Annotated in this window: 29 protein-coding genes; 5 read left to right on the top strand and 24 right to left on the bottom strand. The window is 68.7% G+C overall.

The features are described from left to right. Nucleotides 1-11 precede the first annotated feature (11 nt). Nucleotides 12-1,466, top strand: a complete 1,455-nt coding sequence (locus ACFQBT_RS15560) for a nucleobase:cation symporter-2 family protein (RefSeq protein WP_377824030.1) — start codon at nucleotides 12-14, stop codon at nucleotides 1,464-1,466. 54 nt (nucleotides 1,467-1,520) lie between these two features. Here ACFQBT_RS15560 and ACFQBT_RS15555 read toward each other — a convergent pair whose 3' ends face one another. Next, on the bottom strand, nucleotides 1,521-3,101 hold the full coding sequence (locus ACFQBT_RS15555; RefSeq protein ID WP_377824028.1) for an HNH endonuclease signature motif containing protein: 1,581 nt from the start codon (nucleotides 3,099-3,101) through the stop codon (nucleotides 1,521-1,523). 174 nt (nucleotides 3,102-3,275) lie between these two features. On the opposite strand from ACFQBT_RS15555, the gene ACFQBT_RS15550 reads away from it, so the two are divergent. Together ACFQBT_RS15550 and ACFQBT_RS15545 are read left to right on the top strand one after the other, a co-directional pair. Continuing rightward, nucleotides 3,276-3,572, top strand: a complete 297-nt coding sequence (locus ACFQBT_RS15550) for a hypothetical protein (RefSeq protein WP_377824026.1) — start codon at nucleotides 3,276-3,278, stop codon at nucleotides 3,570-3,572. Nucleotides 3,573-3,656: 84 nt separating this feature from the next. Then, nucleotides 3,657-4,115, top strand: coding sequence for a hypothetical protein (locus ACFQBT_RS15545; RefSeq protein ID WP_377824024.1), 459 nt, complete (start codon nucleotides 3,657-3,659; stop codon nucleotides 4,113-4,115). A 1-nt stretch (nucleotide 4,116) separates the two neighbouring features. Here the strand turns inward: ACFQBT_RS15545 and ACFQBT_RS15540 are convergent, their stop codons facing one another. The 5 genes from ACFQBT_RS15540 to ACFQBT_RS15520 form a co-directional block, all read right to left on the bottom strand. Then, nucleotides 4,117-4,410: a GNAT family N-acetyltransferase gene (locus tag ACFQBT_RS15540; protein ID WP_377824022.1), complete on the bottom strand. Its 294-nt coding sequence runs from the start codon at nucleotides 4,408-4,410 to the stop codon at nucleotides 4,117-4,119. A 269-nt stretch (nucleotides 4,411-4,679) separates the two neighbouring features. Beyond that, nucleotides 4,680-5,795 carry a glycerate kinase gene (locus tag ACFQBT_RS15535; RefSeq protein ID WP_377824020.1) on the bottom strand — a complete coding sequence of 372 codons (1,116 nt, stop codon included), beginning with the start codon at nucleotides 5,793-5,795 and terminating at the stop codon, nucleotides 4,680-4,682. Nucleotides 5,796-5,799: 4 nt separating this feature from the next. After that, a complete protein-coding gene (gcl, locus tag ACFQBT_RS15530) occupies nucleotides 5,800-7,563 on the bottom strand; it encodes a glyoxylate carboligase (RefSeq protein ID WP_377824018.1) in 1,764 nt (587 codons plus the stop codon). Further along, the gene (locus ACFQBT_RS15525; protein ID WP_377824017.1) at nucleotides 7,560-8,450 is read right to left on the bottom strand and encodes a 2-hydroxy-3-oxopropionate reductase; all 891 of its coding nucleotides are present in this window, start codon (nucleotides 8,448-8,450) and stop codon (nucleotides 7,560-7,562) included. Before ACFQBT_RS15525 ends, gcl begins: the two co-directional genes overlap by 4 nt. 27 nt (nucleotides 8,451-8,477) lie before the next feature. Then, complete coding sequence (locus tag ACFQBT_RS15520) at nucleotides 8,478-9,275, bottom strand: hydroxypyruvate isomerase family protein (protein ID WP_377824015.1); 798 nt, start codon at nucleotides 9,273-9,275, stop codon at nucleotides 8,478-8,480. Nucleotides 9,276-9,375: 100 nt separating this feature from the next. Between ACFQBT_RS15520 and ACFQBT_RS15515 the strand changes: the two genes are divergently transcribed. After that, on the top strand, nucleotides 9,376-10,167 hold the full coding sequence (locus tag ACFQBT_RS15515) for an IclR family transcriptional regulator (RefSeq protein ID WP_377824014.1): 792 nt from the start codon (nucleotides 9,376-9,378) through the stop codon (nucleotides 10,165-10,167). Nucleotides 10,168-10,394: 227 nt separating this feature from the next. After that, nucleotides 10,395-10,601: a hypothetical protein gene (locus tag ACFQBT_RS15510; protein ID WP_377824012.1), complete on the top strand. Its 207-nt coding sequence runs from the start codon at nucleotides 10,395-10,397 to the stop codon at nucleotides 10,599-10,601. A 27-nt stretch (nucleotides 10,602-10,628) separates the two neighbouring features. Here ACFQBT_RS15510 and ACFQBT_RS15505 read toward each other — a convergent pair whose 3' ends face one another. The 18 genes from ACFQBT_RS15505 to ACFQBT_RS15420 all read right to left on the bottom strand — a co-directional run bounded on the left by ACFQBT_RS15505 (nucleotide 10,629) and on the right by ACFQBT_RS15420 (nucleotide 24,493). Further along, nucleotides 10,629-11,084 carry a hypothetical protein gene (locus tag ACFQBT_RS15505; protein ID WP_377824011.1) on the bottom strand — a complete coding sequence of 152 codons (456 nt, stop codon included), beginning with the start codon at nucleotides 11,082-11,084 and terminating at the stop codon, nucleotides 10,629-10,631. Nucleotides 11,085-11,104: 20 nt separating this feature from the next. After that, nucleotides 11,105-11,638: a hypothetical protein gene (locus ACFQBT_RS15500; RefSeq protein WP_377824009.1), complete on the bottom strand. Its 534-nt coding sequence runs from the start codon at nucleotides 11,636-11,638 to the stop codon at nucleotides 11,105-11,107. Further along, nucleotides 11,638-12,018 carry a hypothetical protein gene (locus ACFQBT_RS15495; RefSeq protein WP_377824007.1) on the bottom strand — a complete coding sequence of 127 codons (381 nt, stop codon included), beginning with the start codon at nucleotides 12,016-12,018 and terminating at the stop codon, nucleotides 11,638-11,640. The genes ACFQBT_RS15500 and ACFQBT_RS15495 overlap by 1 nt, the downstream gene beginning before the upstream one ends. Next, nucleotides 12,015-13,082, bottom strand: a complete 1,068-nt coding sequence (locus tag ACFQBT_RS15490; RefSeq protein ID WP_377824006.1) for a hypothetical protein — start codon at nucleotides 13,080-13,082, stop codon at nucleotides 12,015-12,017. The genes ACFQBT_RS15495 and ACFQBT_RS15490 overlap by 4 nt, the downstream gene beginning before the upstream one ends. Before the next feature lie 81 nt (nucleotides 13,083-13,163). Continuing rightward, nucleotides 13,164-14,873 (bottom strand): OmpA family protein, encoded by a 1,710-nt coding sequence (locus ACFQBT_RS15485; RefSeq protein WP_377824004.1) that lies wholly within the window; start codon nucleotides 14,871-14,873, stop codon nucleotides 13,164-13,166. A gap of 120 nt (nucleotides 14,874-14,993) precedes the next feature. Beyond that, complete coding sequence (locus ACFQBT_RS15480; RefSeq protein ID WP_377824002.1) at nucleotides 14,994-15,644, bottom strand: pilus assembly protein TadG-related protein; 651 nt, start codon at nucleotides 15,642-15,644, stop codon at nucleotides 14,994-14,996. A gap of 94 nt (nucleotides 15,645-15,738) precedes the next feature. Then, the gene (locus ACFQBT_RS15475; RefSeq protein WP_377824001.1) at nucleotides 15,739-15,960 is read right to left on the bottom strand and encodes a hypothetical protein; all 222 of its coding nucleotides are present in this window, start codon (nucleotides 15,958-15,960) and stop codon (nucleotides 15,739-15,741) included. A gap of 135 nt (nucleotides 15,961-16,095) precedes the next feature. Beyond that, the gene (locus tag ACFQBT_RS15470) at nucleotides 16,096-16,761 is read right to left on the bottom strand and encodes a response regulator transcription factor (RefSeq protein ID WP_377823999.1); all 666 of its coding nucleotides are present in this window, start codon (nucleotides 16,759-16,761) and stop codon (nucleotides 16,096-16,098) included. After that, nucleotides 16,758-17,936 (bottom strand): sensor histidine kinase, encoded by a 1,179-nt coding sequence (locus ACFQBT_RS15465; RefSeq protein ID WP_377823997.1) that lies wholly within the window; start codon nucleotides 17,934-17,936, stop codon nucleotides 16,758-16,760. Before ACFQBT_RS15465 ends, ACFQBT_RS15470 begins: the two co-directional genes overlap by 4 nt. Then, nucleotides 17,926-18,255: a type II secretion system F family protein gene (locus ACFQBT_RS15460; RefSeq protein ID WP_377823996.1), complete on the bottom strand. Its 330-nt coding sequence runs from the start codon at nucleotides 18,253-18,255 to the stop codon at nucleotides 17,926-17,928. The genes ACFQBT_RS15465 and ACFQBT_RS15460 overlap by 11 nt, the downstream gene beginning before the upstream one ends. 2 nt (nucleotides 18,256-18,257) lie before the next feature. Further along, on the bottom strand, nucleotides 18,258-18,836 hold the full coding sequence (locus ACFQBT_RS15455; RefSeq protein ID WP_377823994.1) for a DUF5936 domain-containing protein: 579 nt from the start codon (nucleotides 18,834-18,836) through the stop codon (nucleotides 18,258-18,260). Next, nucleotides 18,833-19,759 (bottom strand): type II secretion system F family protein, encoded by a 927-nt coding sequence (locus tag ACFQBT_RS15450; RefSeq protein WP_377823992.1) that lies wholly within the window; start codon nucleotides 19,757-19,759, stop codon nucleotides 18,833-18,835. The genes ACFQBT_RS15455 and ACFQBT_RS15450 overlap by 4 nt, the downstream gene beginning before the upstream one ends. Continuing rightward, a complete protein-coding gene (locus ACFQBT_RS15445; protein ID WP_377823991.1) occupies nucleotides 19,756-20,574 on the bottom strand; it encodes a CpaF family protein in 819 nt (272 codons plus the stop codon). The genes ACFQBT_RS15450 and ACFQBT_RS15445 overlap by 4 nt, the downstream gene beginning before the upstream one ends. Then, on the bottom strand, nucleotides 20,571-21,074 hold the full coding sequence (locus tag ACFQBT_RS15440; protein ID WP_377823989.1) for an ATPase, T2SS/T4P/T4SS family: 504 nt from the start codon (nucleotides 21,072-21,074) through the stop codon (nucleotides 20,571-20,573). The genes ACFQBT_RS15445 and ACFQBT_RS15440 overlap by 4 nt, the downstream gene beginning before the upstream one ends. Beyond that, nucleotides 21,071-21,418 carry a TadE/TadG family type IV pilus assembly protein gene (locus ACFQBT_RS15435; RefSeq protein WP_377823988.1) on the bottom strand — a complete coding sequence of 116 codons (348 nt, stop codon included), beginning with the start codon at nucleotides 21,416-21,418 and terminating at the stop codon, nucleotides 21,071-21,073. The genes ACFQBT_RS15440 and ACFQBT_RS15435 overlap by 4 nt, the downstream gene beginning before the upstream one ends. Continuing rightward, nucleotides 21,415-23,010: an AAA family ATPase gene (locus ACFQBT_RS15430; protein ID WP_377823987.1), complete on the bottom strand. Its 1,596-nt coding sequence runs from the start codon at nucleotides 23,008-23,010 to the stop codon at nucleotides 21,415-21,417. The genes ACFQBT_RS15435 and ACFQBT_RS15430 overlap by 4 nt, the downstream gene beginning before the upstream one ends. After that, entirely contained in the window at nucleotides 23,007-23,735 is a 729-nt protein-coding gene (gene cpaB, locus ACFQBT_RS15425; RefSeq protein WP_377823986.1) for a Flp pilus assembly protein CpaB, read from the bottom strand. Before cpaB ends, ACFQBT_RS15430 begins: the two co-directional genes overlap by 4 nt. Next, complete coding sequence (locus tag ACFQBT_RS15420) at nucleotides 23,732-24,493, bottom strand: hypothetical protein (protein WP_377823984.1); 762 nt, start codon at nucleotides 24,491-24,493, stop codon at nucleotides 23,732-23,734. The genes cpaB and ACFQBT_RS15420 overlap by 4 nt, the downstream gene beginning before the upstream one ends. Between the last annotated feature and the right edge of the window lie 139 nt (nucleotides 24,494-24,632).

The following is a 24,632-nucleotide window of genomic DNA, read 5'->3' as shown; positions in this document are numbered from 1 at the left end:
GAGGTACACCCATGTCTGATGTCACCGCCAAACACCCGGTCGACGAGGTGTTGCCGGCCCCGCAGATGTTCCTCTACGGGCTGCAGCACGTGCTGTCGATGTACGCCGGAGTGGTCGCCGTACCGCTCGTCGTCGGCAATGCCCTGAAGCTGTCCGCCACGGACATCACCTTCCTGGTGTCCGCCGGCCTGTTCATGTCCGGCCTCGCAACGTTGCTGCAGACGATCGGCGTCTGGAAGATCGGTGCCCGCCAGCCGCTGGTGCAGGGTACGTCGTTCGCGGGCGTTTCGACGATGCTCACCATTGGTGCCTCGGTGGGCGGTGGTCACGCCGGGCTGCGGGCGATCTACGGCGCACTCATCGTGGCCGCGGTGCTGGGATTGCTGCTGGCACCGGTCTTCACCCGCCTGCTGCGATTCTTCCCCGAGGTGGTCACGGGTGTGGTCATCACCATCATCGGTATGTCCCTGCTGCCGGTGGCCATCAAGTGGGCCGGCGGCGGTACGCCCGGTGTCACGCCCAACTTCGGTGCCCCCAAGAACATCGCGGTTGCAGCTTTGACGGTGCTGTTGATCGTCCTGATCTACCGGTTCCTGCCCGGGTTCTTCAGTCGTGTCGCGATTCTGCTCGGTCTCGTCCTGGGGACGATCGTGGCGATCCCGTTCGGTATCACCGACTTCAGCAAGATCTCCGACGCCAACGTCTTCCAGTTGACCACGCCGTTCCACTTCGGGATGCCGACCTTCGCCGTGGGCGCGATCATCTCGATGTTCGTAGTCATGCTCGTCACGATGACCGAGACGACCGCGGACATCCTCGCGGTCGGTGAGGTGATCGATCAGCCGGCGACGCGTGATCAGGTCACCGCCGGCCTGCGGGCCGACATGGGTGCCTCGGCCGTGGCCGGCGTGTTCAACGGCTTCTCGGTCAGCGCCTTCGCCCAGAACGTCGGCCTGGTAGCCATCACCGGGATCAAGTCGCGGTTCGTGGTCGCTGTCAGCGGGGCAATCCTCTTCGTGCTCGGCCTCTTCCCGATCCTGGGCGCGATCATCGCCATCGTGCCGCTGCCGGTGCTGGGCGGTGCCGGTCTCGCCCTCTTCGGGACGGTGGCCGCGAGTGGTATCCGCACTCTGTCCAAGGTCGACTTCTCCGGTAACGCCAACCTGGTGATCGTCGCTCTCTCGCTGGGTATGGGCATCATCCCGATCGCTGTGCCGACCTTCTACGACCAGTTCCCGGAGTGGTTCCGGGTGATCTTCGACTCCGGCATCAGTGCTGCCGCCATTACCGCGGTGCTGCTCAACATCATCTTCAACATCGTCGGCCGCTCCGATTCGGCGGAGGGCCCGATCTTCTCCGAAGCGCCACCGTCGGGCGCGATCTCCGATGAGGACGAGGAGCGCCTGCAGATGCGCCGCGAGGCGATCCACCCGCGCGCCCGCCAGGCGATCATCGAAAACGCCTGACAGACGGACCTGCTCACGATATCTCGTTGCGCGACCGGTGCTACTGCTCATCGCTCAGCCCTCCGTCGGCGGCACGCGGTAGCGCCGGTTGCGCCGCCAGGCCCGTTCGCCGGCAGGCCGTCCGCGGGATTGGACGGAGAACTCCAGGTGCCCGTCACGAAACCGGATCGGGATGTCCTCGAGGTGGACCCGGCGATGGTAAGAGGAGCACAGCGGCGCCAGGTCCGCAAGGTCGGTGGTGCCGCCGGTCGCCCAGGGTCGTCGCCAGTGATGGCCTTCACACCATTCGGGTGGCTTCTCACAGCCGGGGAACGCGCATCCGCCATATTTGTTCGCCGCCGCTCGGCGCTGGGCGGTGCTGAACAGGCGTTTTGCCCGGCCGAGGTCGAGGGGCAGAGACGCTCCGTCGAACACCTGCGGGATCAGTTGCGCACCGCAGGCCAGCCGACGAGCTTCGCCGGCACTGATGCGATCCCCGGTCGACAAGGTGGCGGCGCGAACTCCCAGCGCCAGGGTCTCGTAGTCCAGGTTGACGGTCATCACTGCCGATACGCCACCCGCGCCGGGCAGGGCATCCAGCGGCAGATGCTCACACAGCTGTGCCAGCGCCCGTCCTTCTCGATGCGCCGCGTCCATGGGCAACCCGCCCGCGTCGGCGCGATCTGCTTCGTCGAGTTCAGCGTCCAGTTGATCACCGCTCCGCGCCCACTCGCCGGCCGTCGCCCGGCCCAATGCCGTCCTTGGATCGCCCGAGGCGGGGTCAGTAGGGGTGGTCAAGCCAGGCGAGCGCTTGGGGTCTGCTGCCGGCGGGCGCACGGTGTCATCGACTGCCCACGTCGGCGGCGACGCGTGACCTGACGATGCGGACTTGCTCGTCACGACCGAAGAATCGCTCAGGTGAAAACGCCGTGGCGCACTGATCGCTTCAAGCGCCGTTTTCAACATCTGGCCCTGCGCGGTCGGCAGCAGAAAGCCCCCGCGAACCTGCCCGGGACAGACCTCCTTCATCCAGAAGGACGACTTGGCCCACGCGGCCGCCTCCTGATCGACCAGTTGTGCGTCCTCATGAGCGTCCGCCTCCTGCGCCGTCTCGAATGCCTCGCGCATCCGCGTCGCTCGCCGTCGTAGGTCTATCAGGGACAGCTCAGGCGCGGCGTCCAGCAGCGACCTCTCCGCCGCCTCCCGATCGGCGTTGCGCACCGAGTCCGGCAGGGCGCTCACGCCTCGCGCGATGACCGCCACCTGGTCCTTGGACAGCGTGCCGTCGGCGAACGCCCCGCGGGTCGCGGGACGATCGCTCAACTGCTCGTGCAGGGCCAGCAAGACTCCGGTCTCGCGACGGTCGCCCCCGAATTCGTTGGCCAACAGCGTCCCCGCCTGTCCCGGCGAACCACCGGCGGCGGTCACCGCGTCGCGGACCCGTGCCGCAGCAGTCATCAGCACGGCATCGAGTCGGGCTCGCGCCGAGGCGAGACGTCCGGACGCCTGTCGCGCTTGATCGGGAGAGACCCCGGCCCACGAACCGGCCGCAGTGAACCGGTCCAGCAGCGTGTGCAACTCAGCCACCATGAGCTCGACGGCGATGTCATCGAGAATCGCTGCAGCACAGTCATTCTGATGTGCAGTGAGCACCATTGGCGTTACCTCCCCAGGACATCGCCGAAGCTGTACGGGTGTATGAGGAAACGCTACGTCGACCCGCAAGCCTTCACGAGAGCCAACCTGAACGGTGTGGACAACTCACGCCCGCGCCCCGTCATCCACAGGCCCTCGGCTAAGCCCGTCGTCCGCGCTGGATACGCTGGAGGCATGGCCAAGATGCTCACCTCACCGCTCGTTGCCGCCGGACTGATCGGAGGGTACGGCCTGGCCCGGGCGACCGGCGTACGTCCTCTCGGGGGCGCGGCGCTGGCTGCCGCCGGTGTCCTCGCTGGCCGGGAATGGTTGGAGCACAAGGGAGCTGGCACAACGGCCGGGCTCAGCGCCCTTTACGTGAGCGCCTTCGGCCTTTCCCACCCACTGGCCAAGAAAATCGGCGCGTGGCCCTCGGTCCTGGCCGTGACAGCGCTCGCCGCCGGCGCGACGTACGTCATCGCCGACCGATAGTCTCCGCGAACCCGACCGGCGGGACAGCAAACCGACCACGACCAGGTCGGCACCCGGACAAACCGGCCGTGGCACGATGACGCCATGGTCTGGATCGCGCTCGTGTCGGTTCTCGCCGGGTTCCTGCTCATCGGCGGCATCCTCGTGGTGGCCTTCCTACCCCGGCGCGAGGCCGGCCTGGGCGTCCGATCCGCGCCCGGCCCGGAAGGCACGTGGAACGCGTCTGTGCACACCGGCATGTTCGGCGACACCACCGGTCGGCAGGGCCTGTTCGACGTCACCGCCGGATGGTTGTCCTTCACCCCCACCGGTGCGCAGGCGCCGGTGTGGCGCTACCCCTGCCCGTCGGTCGGGGTGCGCGCCGGTAGCGGGTTCCGGGTGCATCCCGTGACGTTGCAGACGCCGGACGGACTGGTTGAGGCGACCGTGAGCCAGGAGCGGATCAACCGCTTCTCGGGCAACACGATGAAGACAGCACGCGAGTCGGGGTACGCCGACGAGTTCGCGCGCGTGCTGATCGCGGCCGGGGCTCGGCCGCTGTGACTCAGGAGCCGTAGATCAGGTCGGCGTAATCCTCACGGTGCTTGGACATGTACGACTTGTAGAACGGGCACAGCGGCATCACCTTGCGCTGACCCTTGGCCCGTACGTCGGCCAGCGACTCCCGCACCAGGGTGGAGGCCACGCCGTGCCCCTCGAACTCCGGCTGCACCTCGGTGTGCGTGAAGACGATCAGCTCGTCGGTCAGTTGATAGACCGCGAACCCGGCGAGAACGCCGTCGATGTGCGCCTCGTAGCGGCTTTCGGCGGGGTTGTCGGTGATGATCACGTCGCTCATCGCTCCAGCATGCCAGTCGGCCGCCTTGCCAGACACCACGAGCGCACCCGCAAGAAGCCGACACCTGATGGGCTTACGGCACTGCCATCGGCGACCCGGTGACACATGCGCCATTCTTGCGACCCATGATCTGAACGCCGGGACTCACCATGCCCAAGCTCTGCCAGCCGGAGCGGAGGTAGAGGCGCACGGCCGGATCGCTGTGGTCATGTGAGGTGCTCAAGAGAGCGGCCGCCGACACACCGCGCATGACCTCCGGGTAAGGGAGGTCAGGCGTAGTGGGCGGCGATCCGTCGACCCACTTCTTGCAGCAACCTGTCCGCTTCGGCGATCGAGCGCGCGACGTCGGGTTCGAGATCCGAGAGCGCCCAGGCGTTTTCGATCCCGGCCTGCCCTAGTCGCGACAGCGGCAACTGCAACCGTCCCGCCACAGCGATCACGGGCACGCCATGTCGCGCCGCCGCTTCGGACACTCCGACGGGTGCCTTGCCGGCGAGGGACTGCTCGTCCAGGGACCCTTCACCGGTGATCACCAGGTCCGCGTCGGCGACCGCTGCGTCGAAGTCCAGTAACGACAGAATCAGGTCGATCCCGGGCTCCAAGCGTGCGCTGAGTCCGGCCAGCGCGCCGAAGCCGGCGCCGCCCGCCGCCCCCGCGCCCGGCGTGTCCCGGAAGTCGGCGCCCAGGACGGGTGCGAGTACGTCGGCCCACCGTCCCAGCGCTGCATCCAGTGCCGCCACCTGACTGGGCGAGGCTCCCTTCTGGGGTCCGAATACCGCTGCTGCACCGTCGGATCCGAGCAACGGGTTCGTGACGTCGGAGGCCACGACCACCGATGCGCCGTCGAGACGCCGACGGACAGACTCCAACGAGACCGAAGCGATAGCGGACAGAGCCCCGCCACCCCGGCCGATCGGCGTACCGGAAGCATCCAGCAGACCGGCGCCGAGCGCGGCCAGCATGCCCGCGCCTCCGTCGGTGGAGGCGCTCCCGCCCAGGCCGACGACGATCTCGCGGGCTCCGGTCGCGAGAGCGGCGTCGATGACCTGGCCGAGTCCGTACGTCGACGCCTCCATGGGTGCCAGCGCCCCGCCGGGCAGCAGCGAAAGCCCGCACGCCGCAGCGAGTTCCACCACTGCGCGGTCGCCGTTGACCGCGAAGGGGGCAGACACCGGGTCGCCGACGGGGCCGTCAACGAGGACCTGGTGCTGGGTGAAACCCGCTGCGACGGCGGCCGCCACGGTGCCGTCGCCGCCGTCCGCGACGGGCAGCAGGACGATCTGCGCGGTCGGTAGGACCGATCGCAAGCCGTCCGCCAGCGCCGCCGCTACCCCGGAGGCCGACAGCGACCCCTTGAACTTGTCCGGGGCAACGACGATGCGCATGTCCTCAGTCCAGCAGACTGATAGCGGTCGGTGCATCAGCACCGACGGAGGCCAGGTCCTCGAATTCGACCACGTTGTCGAGCTCGGTGCCCATCGCGATGTTGGTGACTCGTTCCAGGATGACCTCGACCACCACCGGCACCCGCAGGTCCTGGGAGAGCTTCTGCGCATCGGCGAACGCCTGCGGCAGCTCCTCCGGATCCTGCACCCGGATGGCCCGGCACCCCAGGCCCTCAACCACTTTCAGGTGATCGACACCGTAGCCGCCCAGCTCGGGAGCGTTGATGTTCTCGAAGGACAACTGCACGTGGTAATCCATCGAGAATCCGCGCTGGCTCTGCCGGATCAAGCCGAGGTAGGCGTTGTTGACCAGGACGTGCACGTAGGGGATGTTGAACTGCGCGCCGACGGCCAGTTCTTCGAGCATGAACTGGAAGTCGTAATCGCCCGACAACGCGACGACGGGCGCATCGGGACGTGCGGTCGCCACGCCGAGTGCCGCCGGCATCGTCCAACCCAGCGGACCGGCCTGCCCGGCGTTGATCCAGTGCCGCGGACCGTAGACGTGCAGGAACTGCCCGCCGGCGATCTGCGACAACCCGATCGTGGAGACATAGACCGTGTCTCGATCGAACGCGCGGTTCATCTCCTCATAGACCCGCTGCGGTTTGATGGGAGTCTCATCGAAGTGCGTCCGCCGCTGCATCGTGTGCTTGCGCTGCTGGCAGTCCTTGACCCACACCTCCCAGTTCGGGAACTCCCGCTCAGCCGCGGCCGACACGAAGAGATCCAGCGCGGCCCCGGCGTCGGAAACGATGCCGTAATCGGGCGCGAAAACCCTTCCGATCTGGGTGGGTTCGATGTCGACGTGCACGAAGGTGCGACCGGCCCGGTAGATGTCCAGCCCGCCTGTGTGACGGTTCGCCCACCGGTTGCCGATACCCAGCACGAAGTCCGACTCCAGCAGGGTCGCGTTGCCGTAGCGCTGCGAGGTCTGCAGACCCGCCATCCCTGCCATCAACGGGTGGTCGTCCGGGATCGAGCCCCAACCCATCAGCGTCGGGATCACCGGAATGCCCGCGGCCTCGGCGAATTGGACCAGAAGCGAGGAAGCGTCGGCGTTGATGATTCCGCCGCCCGCCACGATGACCGGCCGCTGTGCTCGGGCCAGCATGTCCAGCGCGTGGTCGATCTGCGCTCTGGTCGCCGCCGGTTTGTACACCGGCAGCGGTGCGTACGTCGAGGGGTCGAAGTCGATCTCAGCCATCTGCACGTCGAACGGCAGGTCGATCAGCACCGGGCCGGGTCGGCCCGATCGCATCAGATGGAACGCCTGCTGGAAAACGCCCGGCACCTGGGCAGGTTCGAGGACGGTCGTAGCGGCCTTGGTGACCGGCGCGGCAATGTCCGCGATGTTGATCGCCTGGAAGTCCTCCTTGTGCAGCCGGGCCACGGGGGCCTGGCCGGTGATGCACAGGATCGGGATCGAGTCGGCGCTGGCCGAATAGAGACCCGTGATCATGTCGGTGCCCGCCGGGCCGGACGTGCCGATGCAGACGCCGATGTTGCCGGCAGCTGCCCGGGTGAATCCCTCGGCCATGTGGGAGGCACCTTCGACGTGCCGGGCCAGGATGTGCTTGATCCCGCCGTGCTCGCGCATTGCGTCGTAGAACGGGTTGATCGCCGCACCCGGCAGACCGAACGCCGTGGTGGCGCCTTCGAGCTCGAGAATCTTCACCGCCGCGTCGACGGCTCGCATCTTCGTCATGAGCCCGACACCTCCTGACCGGACAGACGCTCCACCCCGCGCAGCAGCGCGGAGTGGTCCAGGCCGCCATCGCCCTGGGCGCGCAGCGAGCCGATCAGCTGGGCGGTGACCGAGCCGAGCGGGATCGCCACGCCCTTGGCCCGGGCGGACTCCAGGATGATGCCCATGTCCTTGTGGTGCAGGTCGATCCGGAAGCCGGGCTTGAAGTCACCGGCCAGCATGCTGGCGCCCTTGCGGTTCAGGACGGTGCTTCCCGCGAGGCCGCCAGCGAGCGCCTTCAACCCCGCTTCGGCGTCCACGCCGTACGCACGCAGCAGCACGATGGCCTCGGCGACCAGCTCGTAGTTGCCCGCGACGATCAGCTGGTTGGCAGCCTTGACGGTCTGGCCCGAACCCGCCGGCCCGACGTGCACGATGGTCTTACCGACCACTTCCAGGTACGGCGTGGCTGCGGCGACGTCGTCGTCCGCACCTCCGACCATGATGGACAAGATCGCTTCCTTGGCACCGGCCTCGCCGCCGCTCACGGGTGCGTCGATGACCCGGATCCCGCGCTCGCTGCCTGCCTCGGCCAGCTGCACCGCGACGTCCGGACGAATGGTCGACATGTCGATGTGCAACGTGCCCGGCTTGGCGTTGGCGTAGATGCCGTCCTCGCCGAGTGCGACGCCCAGCACGTCGGGGGAGTCGGGGACCATCGTGATGACGACCTCGGCCTCGGCCACGGCGTCGGCGACGCTGGTCGCGCCCTTGCCGCCGCGGGACACGAGGGTGTCGATGGCGCCCTGGCTGCGGTTGTAGCCCACGACGGTGTGCCCGGCGTCGACCAGGTGACCGGCCATCGGGGCACCCATGATGCCCAGGCCGATGAATGCGATGGTGCTCATATCTGCTGGCTCCTAACGGTTTTCGGCTCAGCCGCGCGCTTCGCGCGGCAACCAGGTGAGGCTGTCGGTGGTGTTGGTGGCGGGGAGGTATTCCAGCGCCACCCGGCCGTCGTAGCCGGCGCGCTCGAGGTGCGCCAGGTGCTCGGCGATGGGTAGTTCGCCGGTGCCCGGCTCGTGCCGACCCGGCAGGTCGGCGACCTGCACGTGGGCAATGCGATCGGCGTACGTGTCGATGGCGGTGCTCACGTCGTCGCCGTTGCCCGCGAGGTGGAAGATGTCGAACAGCATGCGGACGTTGGGTTCACCGACCCGGTCGAGTACGCCGGCCACGTCCGCGGCCGTACGCAGCGGGTATGGCTTGGGTCCGCTGACCATCTCGACGAGCACGGTGCGGTCGGTGCCGACGGTCTTGGCGGCGTACCGCAGGTTGTCGGTAGCCACGGCGTCCTGCTCGGCAGCATCGACGCCTTCGAGGCGGTTGCCGTAGAGCGCGTTGAACGCCGGCACGTCGAGTTGGGCGCCGATCGAGGCCACCACGGCAACGTTGTCTCGGAAGTCCTGCTCACGGCCGGGCAGTGACACGACACCGCAGTCGGGGCCGGTTAGGTCGGCGGCCCAGAAGTTCAAGCCGATGAGTTGCACTCCGGCATCGCGCACCGCACGCACGAAGGCGTCGACGTCCTGGTCCGCGGGCACCGGCTGGTCCGGCCACGGCCACCAGAACTCGACGGCGGAGAAGCCGGCGTCGGCGGCGGCCCGGGGGCGTTCGAGAAGGGGCACCTCCGTGAAGAGGAGGGAGCAGTTGACTGCGTAACGGAGCGACATGGGCAACCTTCCGTAATACGGAAATTTGTTTCTGTAATACGGAACACTAAGACGTGACGCCGCGCACGTCAAGGGTTCGCTATCGGTTACTGTCTTCCGTATGACGGAAAAGGACGGGCCCAAGGCCAGCGAACGGGTTCAATCGCTGGATCGCGCCTTTCTGCTACTGGAACGACTCGCCGATGCGGGGCGACCGGTCGGGATCTCCGAGCTGGCGGAGATGACCGACATCCCGCTGCCGACGATCCACCGGTTGCTGCGTTTCCTGTCCAACGAGGGCTATGTGCGCCAGGACAACTCGCGGCGCTACGCCCTCGGGCTACGGCTGATCCGCTTGGGGCAGTCCGCCAGCCGCGGGCTGGACGTGTGGGCGCACGGTGAGCTCGCCGGACTCGTCGAGCAGTTCGAGGAGACCGCCAATCTGGCCATCCTGCAGGGCGATCTGGCGATCTACGTCGGCCAGGCACCCTCGCCGCACACCATGCGGATGTTCACCGAAGTGGGGCGGGCGGTGTCACCGCACTGCACCGGCGTCGGCAAGGCGATGCTCGCCGAACTGCCCGACGATCGGATCCTCGCGCTGCTCAGACGAACCCGGATGCCCGCGATCACGGCGCACACCATCACCACGCCCGAGGCGATGATGGCCGACATCGAGCAGATCCGCGAGCGCGGTTACGCGATCGACGACGGTGAGCAGGAGCCGGGCGTGCGGTGCGTGGCGGCGGCGGTGCGGGGTCTGCCGTTCCCCGCGGCCGTGTCCATCTCGGGGCCCAACAGCCGGGTGACCGAGGAGAAGGTGCCGCAGATCGCACCGGTCCTGATCGAGGTGGCCGACCGGCTGCGCGACCGGTTCCCGAGCAGCGCCGGACAGGTGGGGTTCGTCGGCTGAGCCGATCGCGCAACGGCTGGCCGGCTTGATCGACGGCGGGCCGGAACCGTCCGTCCCGGCGCCGACGGCGACTCCTCAAGGGGAAGCGGCCGCACTCTGCGGCCCCGACCAGGAGGTAGGAACCATGGAGAAGACCCTGCGCGGCGTCACCGGGATGAGCGACCTGATGCACGCGATGCGCGCCGAGACCGAGCGGATCATGAAGGCCGCCGACGGCGACCTGACCGTTGAGCCCGGTCGCCGTCGTCATCGCCGGTGCTGGCCTCGGCAGCTTCCAGTTCACCGCCTTGGGTGACGAGGGCGGGGGCGGCACCGTGAGCACCTCGGTGGCCCGCCTGCGCTACGGGTCGCAGCTGGCTGCGATCGGCGCGTCGGTCGGGGTCATCCTGGGCGGCGCGATCGGCGGGGTGCTGGATGACAAGAAGAAGACCTGAGCATGCTGCGCCGTGCCGGTGGCCGGGCTACAGCAGATCTGCCCGGAAGGACCGACCCGCCAGTCGCCGACGCAGCCAGGCGCCGAATATCGCTGCACTGAAGAGGCAGATACCGCCCAGCGCGGCCCACAGCGCCTGCAGCGGCAGGTTGAGTGCGACCCCGCGCCCGTTCGCCGCGACCGACCCCAGGACCAGGGTGAGCACGCCGGCGCCGACGGCGGCGGTGAGCGCGCTGCGCCAGCCGAGGTTGAAGAGCAAGCCGACGACGAGACCGGTCAGGCCACAGGACAGGCAGGCGCTCAGAGCGATGATGACCACCACGGCCGAGTCCGGGGAGGAGCCCGCGGTGTAGTCGATCGCGTCCAGGCCGATCCGGCTGACGCGCGGTTGCAGGACTACCGGACCGAGGAACGCCACGACCGTCGCCGCGAACGTCCGCAGCAGGGTGGACGAGCGCATGTCGTCAGTGCTGGCGACGGTCATAGCAGAAATCCGATCGTAGGTCAGTGGTAGGTCTTGAACGCCAGGCTCTCCTGGATGTGCGACACCACGTCAGAGTCCACCGTGGTGCCCGTCATCGTGAGGGCCGCGGATTTCGGGTAGGGCCATTGGGTGGCCACGATCCAGACGCCATGGCGGGTGCTCGGGCCGTCGGTGTAGGTGAAGGAACGCACCACGGCGTCGTGCGCCCCCTCGACCGTGATGCGGTTCGTGGTGCCCGGGCGGTAGCCGGCCAACCCGACCGTTGCCGGGAGATCCAGACGCGCCAGAGCGGCGTACGCGCTGCTGTCGTCACCCAACTCACCGGCGACCTGCAACTGCATCCCGTCACCGGAGTACTTGGCATCGAACGGCTTGGTGACATCCGTGGTCTTCTTCCACGACGCGGGCACCTGGAAGCTCAGATGCCCCTGACTCACCTCGACGTAGTCGACCTGCCCGCCGCCGCCGGGCTGCGGGCCGGTCGCGGACGAACTGCACGCAGCCATCGCCAGCACGCTGGCGGCGGTCAGCACTGCCGCAACGGTCGTGCGCATCAGTTGCCTCCTTCGACACAGTCGGAGTAGGGGACCGGCGCCCGCTGGCCAGAGGCGTCCGGTGCGCCCAGGTAGGACGCCGCCACGGCCTGCGATTCTGAGTCCTCCAGGCTGAAGTCGAAGCCCAACGCAACTCCCACTTTCACGTTCAATCCGAATGCCGTCGTGTCCTTCACATTGTCGTACGTGACGGCGCTGACCTTTGCGCGGTCGTGCATCAGCTGCTGGAAGGGGTCGTGCGGGTCGGCGTAGGACGGGTCGATGCCGCCGGCCGCGATGGCACCGGCCCACGAGTAGTTCGTGTCACCGCCGAGCCAGTCGGCGATGGTGCTCTGGGCGGCCGAGTCGTTCGGATCGATCGACAGGTCGGTGGTGATCACGGTGGCTTTCGTCGTGTCGGTGCTGGTCGCGATGCTGCCGTCGCCCCCGGACTTCTTGCCGTTCTGGGTGTCGCCGGAGGCGGACGAGCCGCCGGACACGCCCCCTCGGTCGTGCTGACGAACTTCAGGCCGACCACCTTCCCGTCCTTGTTCTTGGTGATCGCCATGGTGACGTCGGTCGCGCCCTTGGTGCCCCAGGTCGCGGTCCACAACTGCCCGCCGACGCTGCCGCTCAGCCCCAGCGACGTGGTGTACGTCGTGTCCCCCGTGCGGTTGTCGGTGTTGATGGCCCACTGCGAATCGGCTCCGACCTTGGCCACGACCTGCGCTGCCGGGATCGACTCGCCGGTCTTGTTCTCGCCGGTGCCGGTCTTGTTCGTCAGACTGATGCCCAGGTCGCCGGACACGTCTCCGGTGACCTTGATGCTGCTCATCTGCGAGTCCGGGTCGCGGGGCGCATCGGCGCATCCGCCGAACGCACAGTAGATGCTGTAGCCGGGGTTGTCCTTCATCATCTGCTGATCGGCCAGATAGTCCTGCAGACCCTTGCGGAACTCATCGGCCTTCTTCTTGCCGTCGGCGCCGCTGAAACTCCACGTGGAGCCGTAGTCGAACTCCAGACCCCCGCCGAAGTTGACCTTGGCGCCGGCCTCAAGCTTGCCGAAGGTGACGTCCGCGCCCACCCCGCCGGTGGCGCCCAGGCTGCCGCCGTCCGTCGCGGTCAGCTCCACCGAGCCGTCGCTGTAGACGGTTTCGACCAGGCCGGCGTTGTCGCCGATCTCGATGAACAGGATTTTGACCTTGCTGTTGTAGGACTCACCCTTCTCGTTGTACTTGCACTTCTCGGGCTGGTAGTCCTTGTCGCTCGGCCCGGGGGCGGTGGCCGGCCCGCAGCTGCCGTCCTGTTGCAGCACGCTGTTGATCGCCTTGCACATGGCGACCTCGACCTTGTTGTCCGTGGTCACGGCGAGCACGATGGCCGCGACCAGGATCGCGGCGAGCACGATGGCGCCGATGTATTCGAGGGTGGAGGCTCCCCGTTCCACTGCGCCGCGTCTGCTCACCCGTGGACCGTAATCGTCGGCGGTGGCCTGCCACCCGGGCCGCCGGGCCCAAAGCCGGGCCCAAAGCCGGGCCCGGCGCGATCAGGTCGCCCGGGCGCGATCAGGTCGCCCGGGCGCGATCAGCGGGTGACCGGCACCACCACATCGGCGAAACCCTTGAGACGCACGGTGATCTTGGTCAGGCCGGCCGGGAGCGCCGGGTATGCGGCGGTCATGACCCGGGGCGTGCTGTAGATGACCGCGGTCGGCGTGCACACGCACTTCGGCGCGTTGCTCGTGCCGGGCGTCCCCGAGTAGGTGGTGACGCCGTACGCCTTCTGGCCCGCCGGGTCCACCAGCTTCGGCCAGCTGCTGGCCACGTCCGCGCTGATGGGGGAGTCGGCGGACTGCGACGTGGTGATCCAGAACGTCAGCAGACTGGACTGCGAGTCGCCGCGCACCGGGGCGATGAAGAGCGTGGCGGGCGCCCCGCTGGGGAAGAACGTGGTGCTGGTCGCCTTCGCGGCCGGCTTCTCGGCGAAGTCCAGCATGCCCGCAGGCACCGAGGCGCTGGGGCTCGAGGTCGTCGTACCCGGGGTGCTCGACGTCCCGCTGGTCGCCGAACCCGTCGGTGCCGCAGACGTAGTGACGGTGTCGCTGCCGCCGGTGCATCCGGTCAGGGCGAGCGTGGCGGCAAGGACGGTTCCGGCGCTGACGATGGTGCGTTTCACTGGGTGCCCCCGGGTTCGCGAACGACAAGGAGACCCGCCGGTTGAGCGCCTTGCCTGCCTCGTTGCTGTTGCTTGCCACCGGGTCTGCCTCACCCTTGCCCTGCGGGACCAGCGTGATTCCTTGCGGCACCATCGGTTTCAGAGCAGCGGCCACGGCGGCGGCGCGCCGCTTGGACAGGTCCAGGTTGTGCGCTTCGGTGTTGTCGGAGTCGGTGTAGCCGATCACGTTGACCGTGCCGGTGACCCGGTCGGCCTTCAGCGCGGCGGCTGCCTTGGCGAGGGTGGCTTTCGCGGCGGGCGACAGTTCAGCGCTGTCGACGGCGAACAGCACGTCGGAGGCGATATCCACCGATCGGGTGGCGGACTTGGTCCGGTCGGTGATCTGGCCGCTCAGGTCGCTGACCTGTTGGGTCAACGGCAGTACGGACCGCGCCGTGTCGGTGACTGCCTTCAGCCGGTTGTCGTCGATGGCCGGCCAGCCGGATCCCACCTGGATGGGCTGGTCGGCCGGTCGCGTCGGGGTCATCGCCCCGTCCTGCACGGGGACGTCGGGAATGATGCTGCCGGCGATGTTCACATCGACCGAGGTCACCGACGCGGGCAGGGTCGGCACGACGTAGTAGAGGGCGAACGCCTTGCCGGCGTTGTCGCCCTCGACGTGGCTGACCAGCGACCCCGGCGAGCACACGCAGTGCTTATCGGGGGTGACCAGCGTGACGTACATCTTCCGGCCCGCCGAATCGACGACTCCGGCGTTGGTGAGCGAATCCACGGACTGCTTGTCGACCGACATCGCGGAGCTGGAGGCCAGCACGATGGACGCGAGATTGAACGTGGTGTCCCCCGTGGTCCCGGCCGGGAACCCGATGGAGAAGTAGACGGCGGTGCCGCTCTCGATGCGCCGGACCCCATGGACCGTGATGACTCCCTGGGGGGCATCGCCGTTGCCCAGGTAGCCCGAGCGGACCTGGCCCAGGACCGGGACTGTGTCGTCGGTTGCCGCGGTTGCAGGCACGATGGCACCCAGCAACGCTGTCACCGCCGCGACACCACCGGCGGCGATGCGTGTGCGTGTCCTCACGAAGCAATCCTTTCTGATTGGGACGCCGGCCGTTCCGCCGCCACGGTAACCGATGGCGGGCCCGGGGCCGGGCTCGCGCATCAGTCCGGTCGCGGCCGCCGGCGGTGGGCCGGGCGGGTCCTAGCCCTGCAGGCGGGGCTCGAAATGTAGGTCGATCCGGTCCCAGTGCACAACGACCGGCCCGCCGTCGCCGGGGAAGGTCAGGGGGATCTGCAGGTCGCCGCAACTGGCGGTCGCGTCGGAGTCCGGTGGCGGTGTGCTGGTCGTCGGAGATGGGGTGCTGGACGGCGACGGGCCCGTCGACGTGGGGGACGGCGAGGGCGTCGGTGTCGGGGTCGGCCGGTCGGGCAGCCGGCAGGGTCCCAGCCGCATCCCGGTCCGCGCGACGGCGGAGGCCTGCTCCCGCTTGCCCGATTCGAGCACGTCCCGGCTGCGCACGGTGACCTCGATCCGGTCCGAGACCGGGTAATAGCAGTAGGAGACCACGTCGGCGCCGTTACGGCCCGCGAAGTCGCCCGCGGCGTTCTGGCCGAGCCCGCAGGACAGGTTGCCGCCGTCGGTGAGGACACCGGCTAGCGCGCCCGGTGCGTCCCTGGCGATCTCCTGGGCGGCGGCCAGCGCCGAGGAATCGGCGGCGTTCTGCAGTCCGCTGGCCTGGTCGGTGGCGCGGTCGAACCGGACGAAGCCGACGACACCGAGGGTGAGCAGCAACAGGGTCACGCACACGATGATGGCCGTCGATGCCACGCCGGCTTCCGGATCGTCGGTCACGCAATCCTCCTGTGCCCCACGCGTGGTGCCGGGGTGGGCAGTTGCCCACCCCGGCACCACGTTCCCGCAGGTGTGAATCGGTTCGGTCTGCGGATCAGTTCGGCGGGTTGCCCTTGAAGATGTCGTCGATCAGATCGCCGACCTTGCCGGTGACGTCGGCAGCCTTGGCGGCCGTCACCACTGCCGCGACGAGGATGGCCGCGACGAGGACCATACCGACGTATTCCAGGGCCGAGGCGCCGCGCTCGCGGTCCTCCAGGCGGGCCTTCAGGACGTGCATGGTGGCCATCATGCGGGCCGCGATGTAGTGCTGCATTTCGGTTCTCCCTCAACGTTGTCCGCTGGCTGCGGGGCTTACTCGGTGGGTGCGAGGCCCCGACTGCGGTGCCCCTTGCTGACATGGGAAACGCTACGGATCTGAGGTCGGCACCCGTAGGGTCCGCGGGCCCATTCACGGGCCCAAAGGCACCGGCTGATCGGTGCCGAGCCAGGCCGCGATTGCCTCGGCGCGCGTCTCGACGCCCAGCGCGGCGAAGATCTGGTTGATGTGGTTCTTCACGGTCTTCTCCGCCACGAAGAGGGTCCGGGCGATCTCAGAGTTCGAGCGACCCATGGAGATCAGCTCCATCACCTCGACCTGCCGCTGGCTGAGCGGATGCCGCCCGCTGCGCAGGCCCCGGGTTGCGCCGTTACTCACCGCCTGGTGGATGGCCGTGAGCGCCGGGCCCGAGAAGGCTCCGACCCCGCCTGCGGCACCGCGGATGAATTGGGCCAGGCCCGCCGCATCGAAGGTGCCGTGCACCAGGTAGCCGACCGCGCCGGCCGCAAGCGCCTGGTGGATCACGCCGGGCTCGTCGGTGAAGGTCATCATCACCACCGAGGCGCACGCGGTGATCTCGGCGAGCACGGACAGGCCGTCCTTGCGGGGCATCCGTACGTCGAGCAGCACCACGTCCGGTGACTCACGCCGGACGACGCGCAGGGCTTCCTCCCCGTCGCCGGCCTCGCCGACGACGCTCAGGTCCGCTTCGGTGTCCACGAGGGCGCGCAGCCCCATCCGCACGACCGGGCTGTCGTCCACGATGACGATGCGGATCGGCTCCACGGGGTCGCTCATGATTCGACCAGCCCGCGGGCGTTGACGGAGAACGTCACGATGGTCCCCTTCCCAGGTGTGCTGTGCCAGTCGGTGCGCCCACCGATCCGGGCCATCCGCTCGTGCAGGCCTTTGACGCCGAGGTGGCCGGCGATGGCGGCCTGCTCGACCTGCAACGGATCCGCTCCCTTGCCGTCGTCGGCGATTCTGAGAACGAGTTGCCCGTCGCGGCAACGCAATTCGACGTTCGTCTCCGCGGCGCCGGCATGCTGGTGGACGTTCTCCAGGGCTTCCTGCAGTACGACCAGGAGCTCGTAGCGGACGCTTTCGTCCGAGGTGTCGAGGCCGGGATCGATCTCCACCCGCGCGATCCGGCCGGTCTTGGCCTGCCACTGGGCGACCACGTGCCGCACCGCCTCGTGCAGCGGCTGCTGGGAGGTCGGGGTGCGCAGATTGGTCATGGCCTGGCGCAACTCGTGCACGGCCGCGCCGGACATCGCCTGGATCTGGGTCGCGAGCACCACAGCCTGGTCGGAGTCGCGCTCGACGTAGGTCGGCAGAGCGCTCGAGGCCATCATGATGGCCTGGACGGTCTTGGCGGCCGAGTCATGCAGCTGACGGGACAGGTGAGTGCGCTCCTGCGTCGCTGCGGCGGTGGCGATCGCGTCGCGAAGCACCAGCTCGTGCTGATCCTGCGCTGCCAGGGCGCGCCGCAGCGTTGTGCCGAGGTACCAGAGCGTGAGGTAGACGAACGGGATGACGAAGATCGCCAGCAGCTGGTCACCGGAGGTTGTCTCCCGGGCCAGTAACCCGACGGTGTAGATGGCCATCAGCGTCCAGATGACGATCAGTCCGCCGAGCACATCCAGCCACAGGCCGAGCAGCAGGGCGGTGGTCAGGGCGATCAGCACGAACGGGCTGATCGGGCCGCCGAGCGCCGTCGCAGCGGAGATGAGCGCGACATCGGCCAGCGCGATCGAGGGGTGGCGACGTACGGCGTGCAGCAGCTCCGGACGGGTCAGGCCCAGGTAGCTGGTCAGGCCGGCGACCAAGCAGCCCAGCAAAGTCGCGGGACTCAGCCGGGCCCCCAGTGAGGCGGTCAGCGCAGCGGCGAGTGCCAGCAGGCGCACGACGAACGCGGCCTGCGTCACCTTGAACGCGACCGGGTTGATGGTCACCGCGCCGTCAGGAGCCACCGAAGAGTCCCTTGAGCTGGTCGCCGCCCACGGCGAAGTAGAGGCCGCCGAGGAAGAGGACGAGGATGGCCGGCACCATCACGACGGTCACGACGAGGGTGACCCGTGGTTCGACCCGGGCGGCCTGCTGGCGCAGCCGCTGGGCGTGCGCCTTGCGCATGTCTGCGGCGATGTGTTCCAGGGTGTCCACCAGCGGTGCACCCAGCTCTTCGGCCTGCAAGTAGGCGGTCACGAAGTCTTCGACCGACTCCGATCCGGCGCGCGAGCGCAGGCCGACGAATGCGGCCCGCACCGTCGCGCCGTTGTTGATCTGCTGCAACGTCAGTTGGATCTCGTGCGAGAGGGTCCGCCGAATCGCTCGGCGACGGTCGCGAGCGCCGTACGGAATCCGATGCCGGCGGTGACGGTCACGGCCAGGACGTCCAGGAAGTCCGGCAGGTCGGCGTCGATCTGCTCGCGGCGCTTGCGGGCCGTCGCGGTCAGCCGGGCCAGCGGCAGCACGATGACGACGGCGACGCACAGCAGGAGCAGCAGGAGGTTGCCCTGCAGAACGAAGATCAGGGCAGCCGGGCTGATGATCATCATCCACAGGATGCTGCGAGCCAGGACCGAGTCGACATCGAGGCCGTCGGGCCGACCCGCCAGGTCGACCTGCCGCTGCAGCCAGCGAAGTGCCTTGGGCGGCAGAACCTTCCGCAGGGTGGGCACCAGCCGGTAGGACAGCGACGTGATCGCGCTCTGACCCTTGGAGCGTTGCTGCTCCGCGCCGCGCAGCAGGGCGACCTCGTCGGCGCCCAGATCCATCGCCGGATCCGTCCGCAGCATCCGGTAGCCGCGGACGAACACCAGGAAGGCCGTCATCGCCACCAGCCCGGGGATGGCACCGATCAACCAGTTCACGCGATGATCCTGGTCATCCGGCGGATCGCGACGAAGCCGATCACGAAGAGGACCGCGGACACGATGAGGGCCGCCTGCCCGATGGGAGTAGTGGTCATCTGCTGCACCGTGCCGGGTTTGAAGGCGTTGATCAGCAGCAGCGAAACAACACCGACACCGGCGATCATGTAGGCGGTGGCCACCGACTGCGCCAGCGTCGTCTGGACCTCCCGGCGGGTCTCCTTGCGCTGCTCGAGGGTGTCGGCGATGGTGCGCAGCGCCTTCACCATGGATCCGCCGCTGCGCGAGGCGACCACGAGCGTCGAGATCAGTACGGAGGTCTCCCGGGTTCCCACGCGGGCCTGTAGCCCCGCCAGTGCCGATGACAGCGGTGCGCCGAATTTCAGCCGGGTGGCGACGCGGGTCAGCTCGGTGTGGGCGGGTTCGGACAACTCGTCCCCTGCGATGCCGATGGCGGTGGGCAGCGAGAGGCCGGCGTACGACGCGTTGGCCAGCACGCGCGCCAGCTCGGGAAGCTGCGCGACGAATGCTTCGCGTCGGCGCAGCTGGCCGCGCCGTAGATACCACCGGACCGCGGCCACGCCGGCCAGCAGCCCGAAGACGGCCAGTAGTGGTGCGAAGAAGGTCCACAGCACGTACGTGGCGACGAGCGCGACCGCGCTACCGGAGACCACCACGAGCAACGGCGACCGGTCGATGCCGGCCAGGTCGAGCTCGTCCTCCAGCCAGCGACCCAGCCGAGTGTGCCGCAGCTGCTGATCGGCGTCCTGCAGCACGGTCGCCGGACGGTCGTCGCCGCCGAATCCCTCGGCGCCGCTGACGGCCCGCCGCCGGGCCGCCCCTACCGCCAAGAATTCGCGGATCGCCGCCATCAGCAACACGACGCTGAGCAGAGCGCCGATGAGGATGGCCAGGATCATCATGCCGACCACCACTGATCGGCGGCGGGCAGACCGGCATCGCTGATCCTGCGGCGCAGACCCTCCGGCAGCGGGTTGTTCTCGAAGCCGCCGTTCTTGCCCGGACCGGTCTGCAGGTGCGGATTCCACTGGGTGACCGGGATCAGCTCGAAGTCCTCCTGACGCTGGCTGGCCACGTAGGACACGTCCGTCACCCGGCGTTTGCCGTCAGGGAAGCGCTGCAACTGCACGATGACCTCGACCGCGGAGTTGACCTGATCGCGCAGTGCGTGGAAAGGGATCTCGACCTCACTCATCGAAGCCAGGGTCTCCAGGCGGGACAGCGCATCCTCGGGGGAGTTGGCGTGCACCGTCGTGAGCGAACCCTCGTGGCCGGTGTTCATCGCCTGCAGCATGTCCAGGGCCTCGCCGCCGCGGCACTCACCGACGATGATGCGGTCGGGCCGCATGCGCAGCGAGTTGCGCACGAGGTCGCGGACGGTGACTGCGCCGCGGCCCTCCACGTTGGCCGGGCGGGTCTCCAGCCGGATCGTGTGCGGCTGGCTGAGGCTCAGCTCCGCGGCGTCCTCGATGGTCACGATGCGCTCGCCGGGGTCGATGAAGGACGACAGCGCGTTCAGCAGCGTGGTCTTGCCCGAGCCGGTTCCACCCGAGACGACCACGTTGATCCGGGCCGTCACGCAGGCCCGCAGCAGTGCGGCCGTCTGCCGGTCCAGAGTGTCGATCTCGATCAGCCGGTCCAACGGCAGTGAGCGCGGGAAAAGCCGGATGGTCACCGTCGGCCCGTTCAACGCCAACGGCGGCAGTACGACGTTCACCCGGCTCCGCGCGGCATGCGGGAGTCCGCGGGCAGCCGGGCATCCACCATCGGACTGGACTCGTCGACGCGGCGGTTGACCGTCGAGACGATCCGGTCGATGGTCTGCAGCAACTGCTCCTGGCTGCTGAACGGCGCCGGCCAGCGCTCCAGCCGGCCGTTGCGCTCGACGTAGATCGTCTCGTGACCGTTGACCATGATCTCGCTGACCGACGGGTCGGCGAGGATGGGTTCCAGGACGCCCAGCCCGACCGCTTCGTCGACGACGCGGCGGATCAGCTGGTTGCGCTCGCTGGCGCTGAGGATGACGCCCTCGCGGGAGACCAGGTGGGCGATCACCCGCTCGAGACGGGCCCGCCGCTGGCCGGCATCCAGTTTGCTCAGCGCATTGAGATCGACCTCTTCCAGCAGCAGGGCTCGGAAGCGGGTGACCAGCGAGTCGTCTTCCTGGGTGGCACCGACCGGCGTCGCACCGGAGAACGAGGAATACGTGCGTTTCATCGGATGTCCGGCATCTCTACGGTCCGGGAGACCGAGCCCAGGTTGATCATGATCAGGCTCGGCAGTTTGACCTTCACGGTGTAGCGCTGCGCACGGTCGACCGGGCCGCCCGAGACCGACTCCGCACTCAGCGCGCCGGGCAGCGCGTTCCGTGCGGCCCGGACCGGGTCCTGCCCGAGGGTCGCGGCGCGGGCCGCATCACGAGCGGCGGAGTTGGCCGCCAGCGTCGTCCATCCGGCGATGCCGAGCTGCAGCGTCACCAGGGCCGCGAAGAGCAGGAGCGGAATGAGACTGGCGACCTCGAGCGCTGCCGTGCCACGCTCCCGCCTGCGGTGGCCGCTCACGGCTCGTTCACCACCGTTCGGGTCGTGGTCAGGCTCGTCGGTAGACCGAACGCACCGCCGAAGCCCAGCGGGATGCGCATGGTCACGGCGATCTGTTCCGGTCCGGAGGTACTCACCGACAGACCGGAGGAGAACGGACCCGGCACCGAGTCGACGGCCGCGGAACGCGCCTGGCCGGTCTGGCCGCTCACCGCGTAGCTGCGGGCCGCGGCCGTCGTGGCGTGGCCGGCCCAGATGAACGTCATCCCGGTCACGGCGATCTGCCAGCAGATCGCGGCCAGCAGGAGGACGAACGGGATCATCACCGAGTTCTCCAGGGCGATGCCGCCGGCCTCGCGGCGGCTGGTGCGCTCGCCACTCTCGCTGCGGGCCGCGCTCTTGTCCCGCCCGCGCCGTTCGCGTCGCGACCCGCGCTTGCGCTCGACGGCGGCGGGTCGCACCGTGGTCCGCTCCAGACCCACCTCGCGGCGCAGCTCGGTGAACAACCGCCACCAGGCCACCTCGGTGATGGCCCGCGGATCGCGTTCGTTCTGTGCCGTCTCCAGGAGCCGGCTGGACAGCGGGATGCGCGTTTCGAGGACCCGGGCGGTGGTCAGCTTGGGTACGGAGGCGGCGGGGAAGATGCTGGACTTGTCGACCTTGTTGATCAGGACCCGCATGTCGGCCTCGTCGCCGACCGCCAGCGCGGTCCAGGCCATCATCCGCCGGCGCATAGCGCGCACCGACATCACATCGGAGGTGGTGACCACCAGGACCTCGTCGGCGACCTCCACACACGCGGCCTGGCTCGGCGACACGTGGCCGCCGGCGTCGAGGATGACGACGTCGAACTCGCGGCGCAGGATCTCCACGATGGCCTGAAGGGCTTCGGGAGTGACGAAGTCGGCTTCGCGCACGTCGACCGGGGCCAGCAGCACGTGGATGCCCGTCTCGTGCAGGATGACCGCATCCAGGACGGTCTGGGTGCCGAGGTCCTCGGCCACCTTGGCCACGTCGGCGATCGATACCGATTGGCGTACGTCGAGCACGGCCCCGACGTCTCCCTTCTCGACGTCGACGTCCACCAGGCAGACCTTTGCCTGGGAGTGCTTCAGGACCTGGTCCTGGGCCAGATGCGTTGCGACCGTGGTGGTTCCGACTCCGCCCTTGGCGCCGACGACGGTCAGGACGGTGCCGCGCTGCCGTCCGCCGGTGTCTTCGCCGGTCTGGAACTTGCGGATGTGGGAGACCCACTCCTGCGCCAGTTCCAGGCGACTGGAGACATCCGGGAAGGAGAACGGGTAGGCGATCACGCCACGCGCCCCCGCCTCCATCGCCTTGACGACGGTGGCCGGGGTGCGCGTGTCGGACACCTCCAGCACGGCCACGTCGGGGCGCTGGGCGGTGATGTCGCGGATGATCTCGGTGACCGGCTCAGGGCCGATCTCCTGGTAGATGATCACGATGTCCGGCCGCATCCGCCGGCTGAGGTCGACCAGCTCCTGGGTGCTACCGGCGACGGCCTTGATCGAGACGTCGTCGATCTCCTGGAGGATGCCGGTGAGGTCGGCGACCAGGTTCTGATCGCCGAGTCCGATGACGATGTCGCTCACTTGGTGCCCTCCGCAACTGCCTTGCCGCCCAACTGGGAGGCGTCGTACTCCTTGACGTCGTCGCCCCGGTTGGCACCCACATCGGTCGGCAGACCGATCAGCCGGACCTCCTTGGCGAAGTTGGCGGCGTAGGTCACGGCCATGGCGTCCTTCGGGACCAGCGCGAGGGTCACGGGGATCACCTGGCTCTGGCTGGTGCCACTAGCCGTCTGGTTGGTCACCGTCTGCTGGCCGGAGATGGACACGACGCGGACGTCGCTGGTCAGCAACTTGACCGACTTCGGCAGGCCGGGCACATCGCCGTACACCGCGTAGATGTCGACCCGGTCGCCGGGCCTGACCCGACCGGCGACACCGGTGACGGGGTTGACGTCGATCGCCACCTCGCGCTCGTCGCGGTTGAGGCTGGAACTGGGGATCAGCATGTCCGAGCTGAGCGTCGTGCCGGCGTTGATCCGGAAGCCGACCCGGCGACCCTGCAACTGGGACATGGTGAGGACCGACGACTGCGAGGTCCACCGGGCCGGGACCTCGACCGGCTGCAGGTTGGTCGCGCTCAGCGGGGTGTAGGCGTCGATGGCCTGCGTCGCCCGGTAGACGGTCACCTTCGCGCCGACCTGGCTGTTGACCGAGGCAACGTAGCTGGTCACGACGAAGAACGTGGCGATGGCCACGATGGCCGAGATGACGACCAGGATGAGGCCGCGGCGCTGGCGGGGATTCACGCGGCGACCTCCTGACCGGTCAGGACGATGTGGCAGAACTGACAGAACGGGCCGTCGCCGCCCTGCCCGCAGACGCGGCAGACCGCTCGCGCCGGTGCCAGCACCGGCGGTTGCACCAACGCGACGAACTCTGCACCGGGGCTGCCGTAGGCCCGTTCGGCACTGACCGGTGGGGCGACGGCGATCGCGTCGGAGCGCCCGATCAGGCGAGCGGCGGGCTGCGGGTCGGTGGCCGCGACCAGCAGGGTCGCGTGTGGCGGGACGGCCACCGGGGCGCTCGTGACCTGCTGGTCGGCGCCGAACGTGGCCACGAAGCCGGGGCCGCCCGGCAACATCGAGCGCAGCCGCTGCCACAGGCTCGGTGCTGGCTCGTGCAGGTTGCTCACCCGCCGCAGCCATGCCCCCGAGACGGTCCGCGCCAGTTGTTCGTCGACCAGACGTACGACGTCTGCGGGTTCGGTGGTCGCGTGCGCCGCCTGCCGGCCGACGGCGGCGAGGGCGAGCACGCTGGCCGATGCTGCGCGTAGCGCGAATCGGGTTGCCGGATGTGCCCCTACGGCGACGGTCACCGCCAACCGGGCCGCCCTGACATCCCACACCTGCGTGAGCACCACGACCGCCGACGAGGGGTGGGTGTTCAGGTGGCTCGCAAGGCCGTCCGGCTCGGGCGGCATGATCCAGACCTTGCCCTTCGGATCGGGCCACTGCATCGCGCCCGCTTCGGCGGCGGCGCTCAGCACGACTAGCATCACGGTCACGAACTTGCCCTCACAATGTCGCTATTTCGTCGGTGTCGGTCTCTCGGCAGCAATGACTTTAAGTGCCGTTGAGCGAGAAGGGACTGCCGAGAATGTCGGGAGTTTCCGCAACACAGAACGGGAAGGAAGCCGTGGTCAA

Source organism: Branchiibius cervicis (genome assembly GCF_042661605.1).
Taxonomy (GTDB): Bacteria; Actinomycetota; Actinomycetes; order Actinomycetales; family Dermatophilaceae; genus Branchiibius; species Branchiibius cervicis.
Note: the sequence above shows the minus strand (reverse complement) of the source record. Positions and strands in the feature narration are given on the sequence as shown.

Coding starts and splice junctions, on each gene's coding strand:
- ACFQBT_RS15560 (WP_377824030.1), top strand. CDS start 12: ATGTCTGATGTCACCGCCAAACACCCGGTCGACGAGGTGTTGCCGGCC.
- ACFQBT_RS15555 (WP_377824028.1), bottom strand. CDS start 3,101: ATGGTGCTCACTGCACATCAGAATGACTGTGCTGCAGCGATTCTCGAT.
- ACFQBT_RS15550 (WP_377824026.1), top strand. CDS start 3,276: ATGGCCAAGATGCTCACCTCACCGCTCGTTGCCGCCGGACTGATCGGA.
- ACFQBT_RS15545 (WP_377824024.1), top strand. CDS start 3,657: ATGGTCTGGATCGCGCTCGTGTCGGTTCTCGCCGGGTTCCTGCTCATC.
- ACFQBT_RS15540 (WP_377824022.1), bottom strand. CDS start 4,410: ATGAGCGACGTGATCATCACCGACAACCCCGCCGAAAGCCGCTACGAG.
- ACFQBT_RS15535 (WP_377824020.1), bottom strand. CDS start 5,795: ATGCGCATCGTCGTTGCCCCGGACAAGTTCAAGGGGTCGCTGTCGGCC.
- gcl (WP_377824018.1), bottom strand. CDS start 7,563: ATGACGAAGATGCGAGCCGTCGACGCGGCGGTGAAGATTCTCGAGCTC.
- ACFQBT_RS15525 (WP_377824017.1), bottom strand. CDS start 8,450: ATGAGCACCATCGCATTCATCGGCCTGGGCATCATGGGTGCCCCGATG.
- ACFQBT_RS15520 (WP_377824015.1), bottom strand. CDS start 9,275: ATGTCGCTCCGTTACGCAGTCAACTGCTCCCTCCTCTTCACGGAGGTG.
- ACFQBT_RS15515 (WP_377824014.1), top strand. CDS start 9,376: ATGACGGAAAAGGACGGGCCCAAGGCCAGCGAACGGGTTCAATCGCTG.
- ACFQBT_RS15505 (WP_377824011.1), bottom strand. CDS start 11,084: ATGACCGTCGCCAGCACTGACGACATGCGCTCGTCCACCCTGCTGCGG.
- ACFQBT_RS15500 (WP_377824009.1), bottom strand. CDS start 11,638: ATGCGCACGACCGTTGCGGCAGTGCTGACCGCCGCCAGCGTGCTGGCG.
- ACFQBT_RS15475 (WP_377824001.1), bottom strand. CDS start 15,960: ATGCAGCACTACATCGCGGCCCGCATGATGGCCACCATGCACGTCCTG.
- ACFQBT_RS15470 (WP_377823999.1), bottom strand. CDS start 16,761: ATGAGCGACCCCGTGGAGCCGATCCGCATCGTCATCGTGGACGACAGC.
- ACFQBT_RS15450 (WP_377823992.1), bottom strand. CDS start 19,759: ATGATGATCCTGGCCATCCTCATCGGCGCTCTGCTCAGCGTCGTGTTG.
- ACFQBT_RS15440 (WP_377823989.1), bottom strand. CDS start 21,074: ATGAAACGCACGTATTCCTCGTTCTCCGGTGCGACGCCGGTCGGTGCC.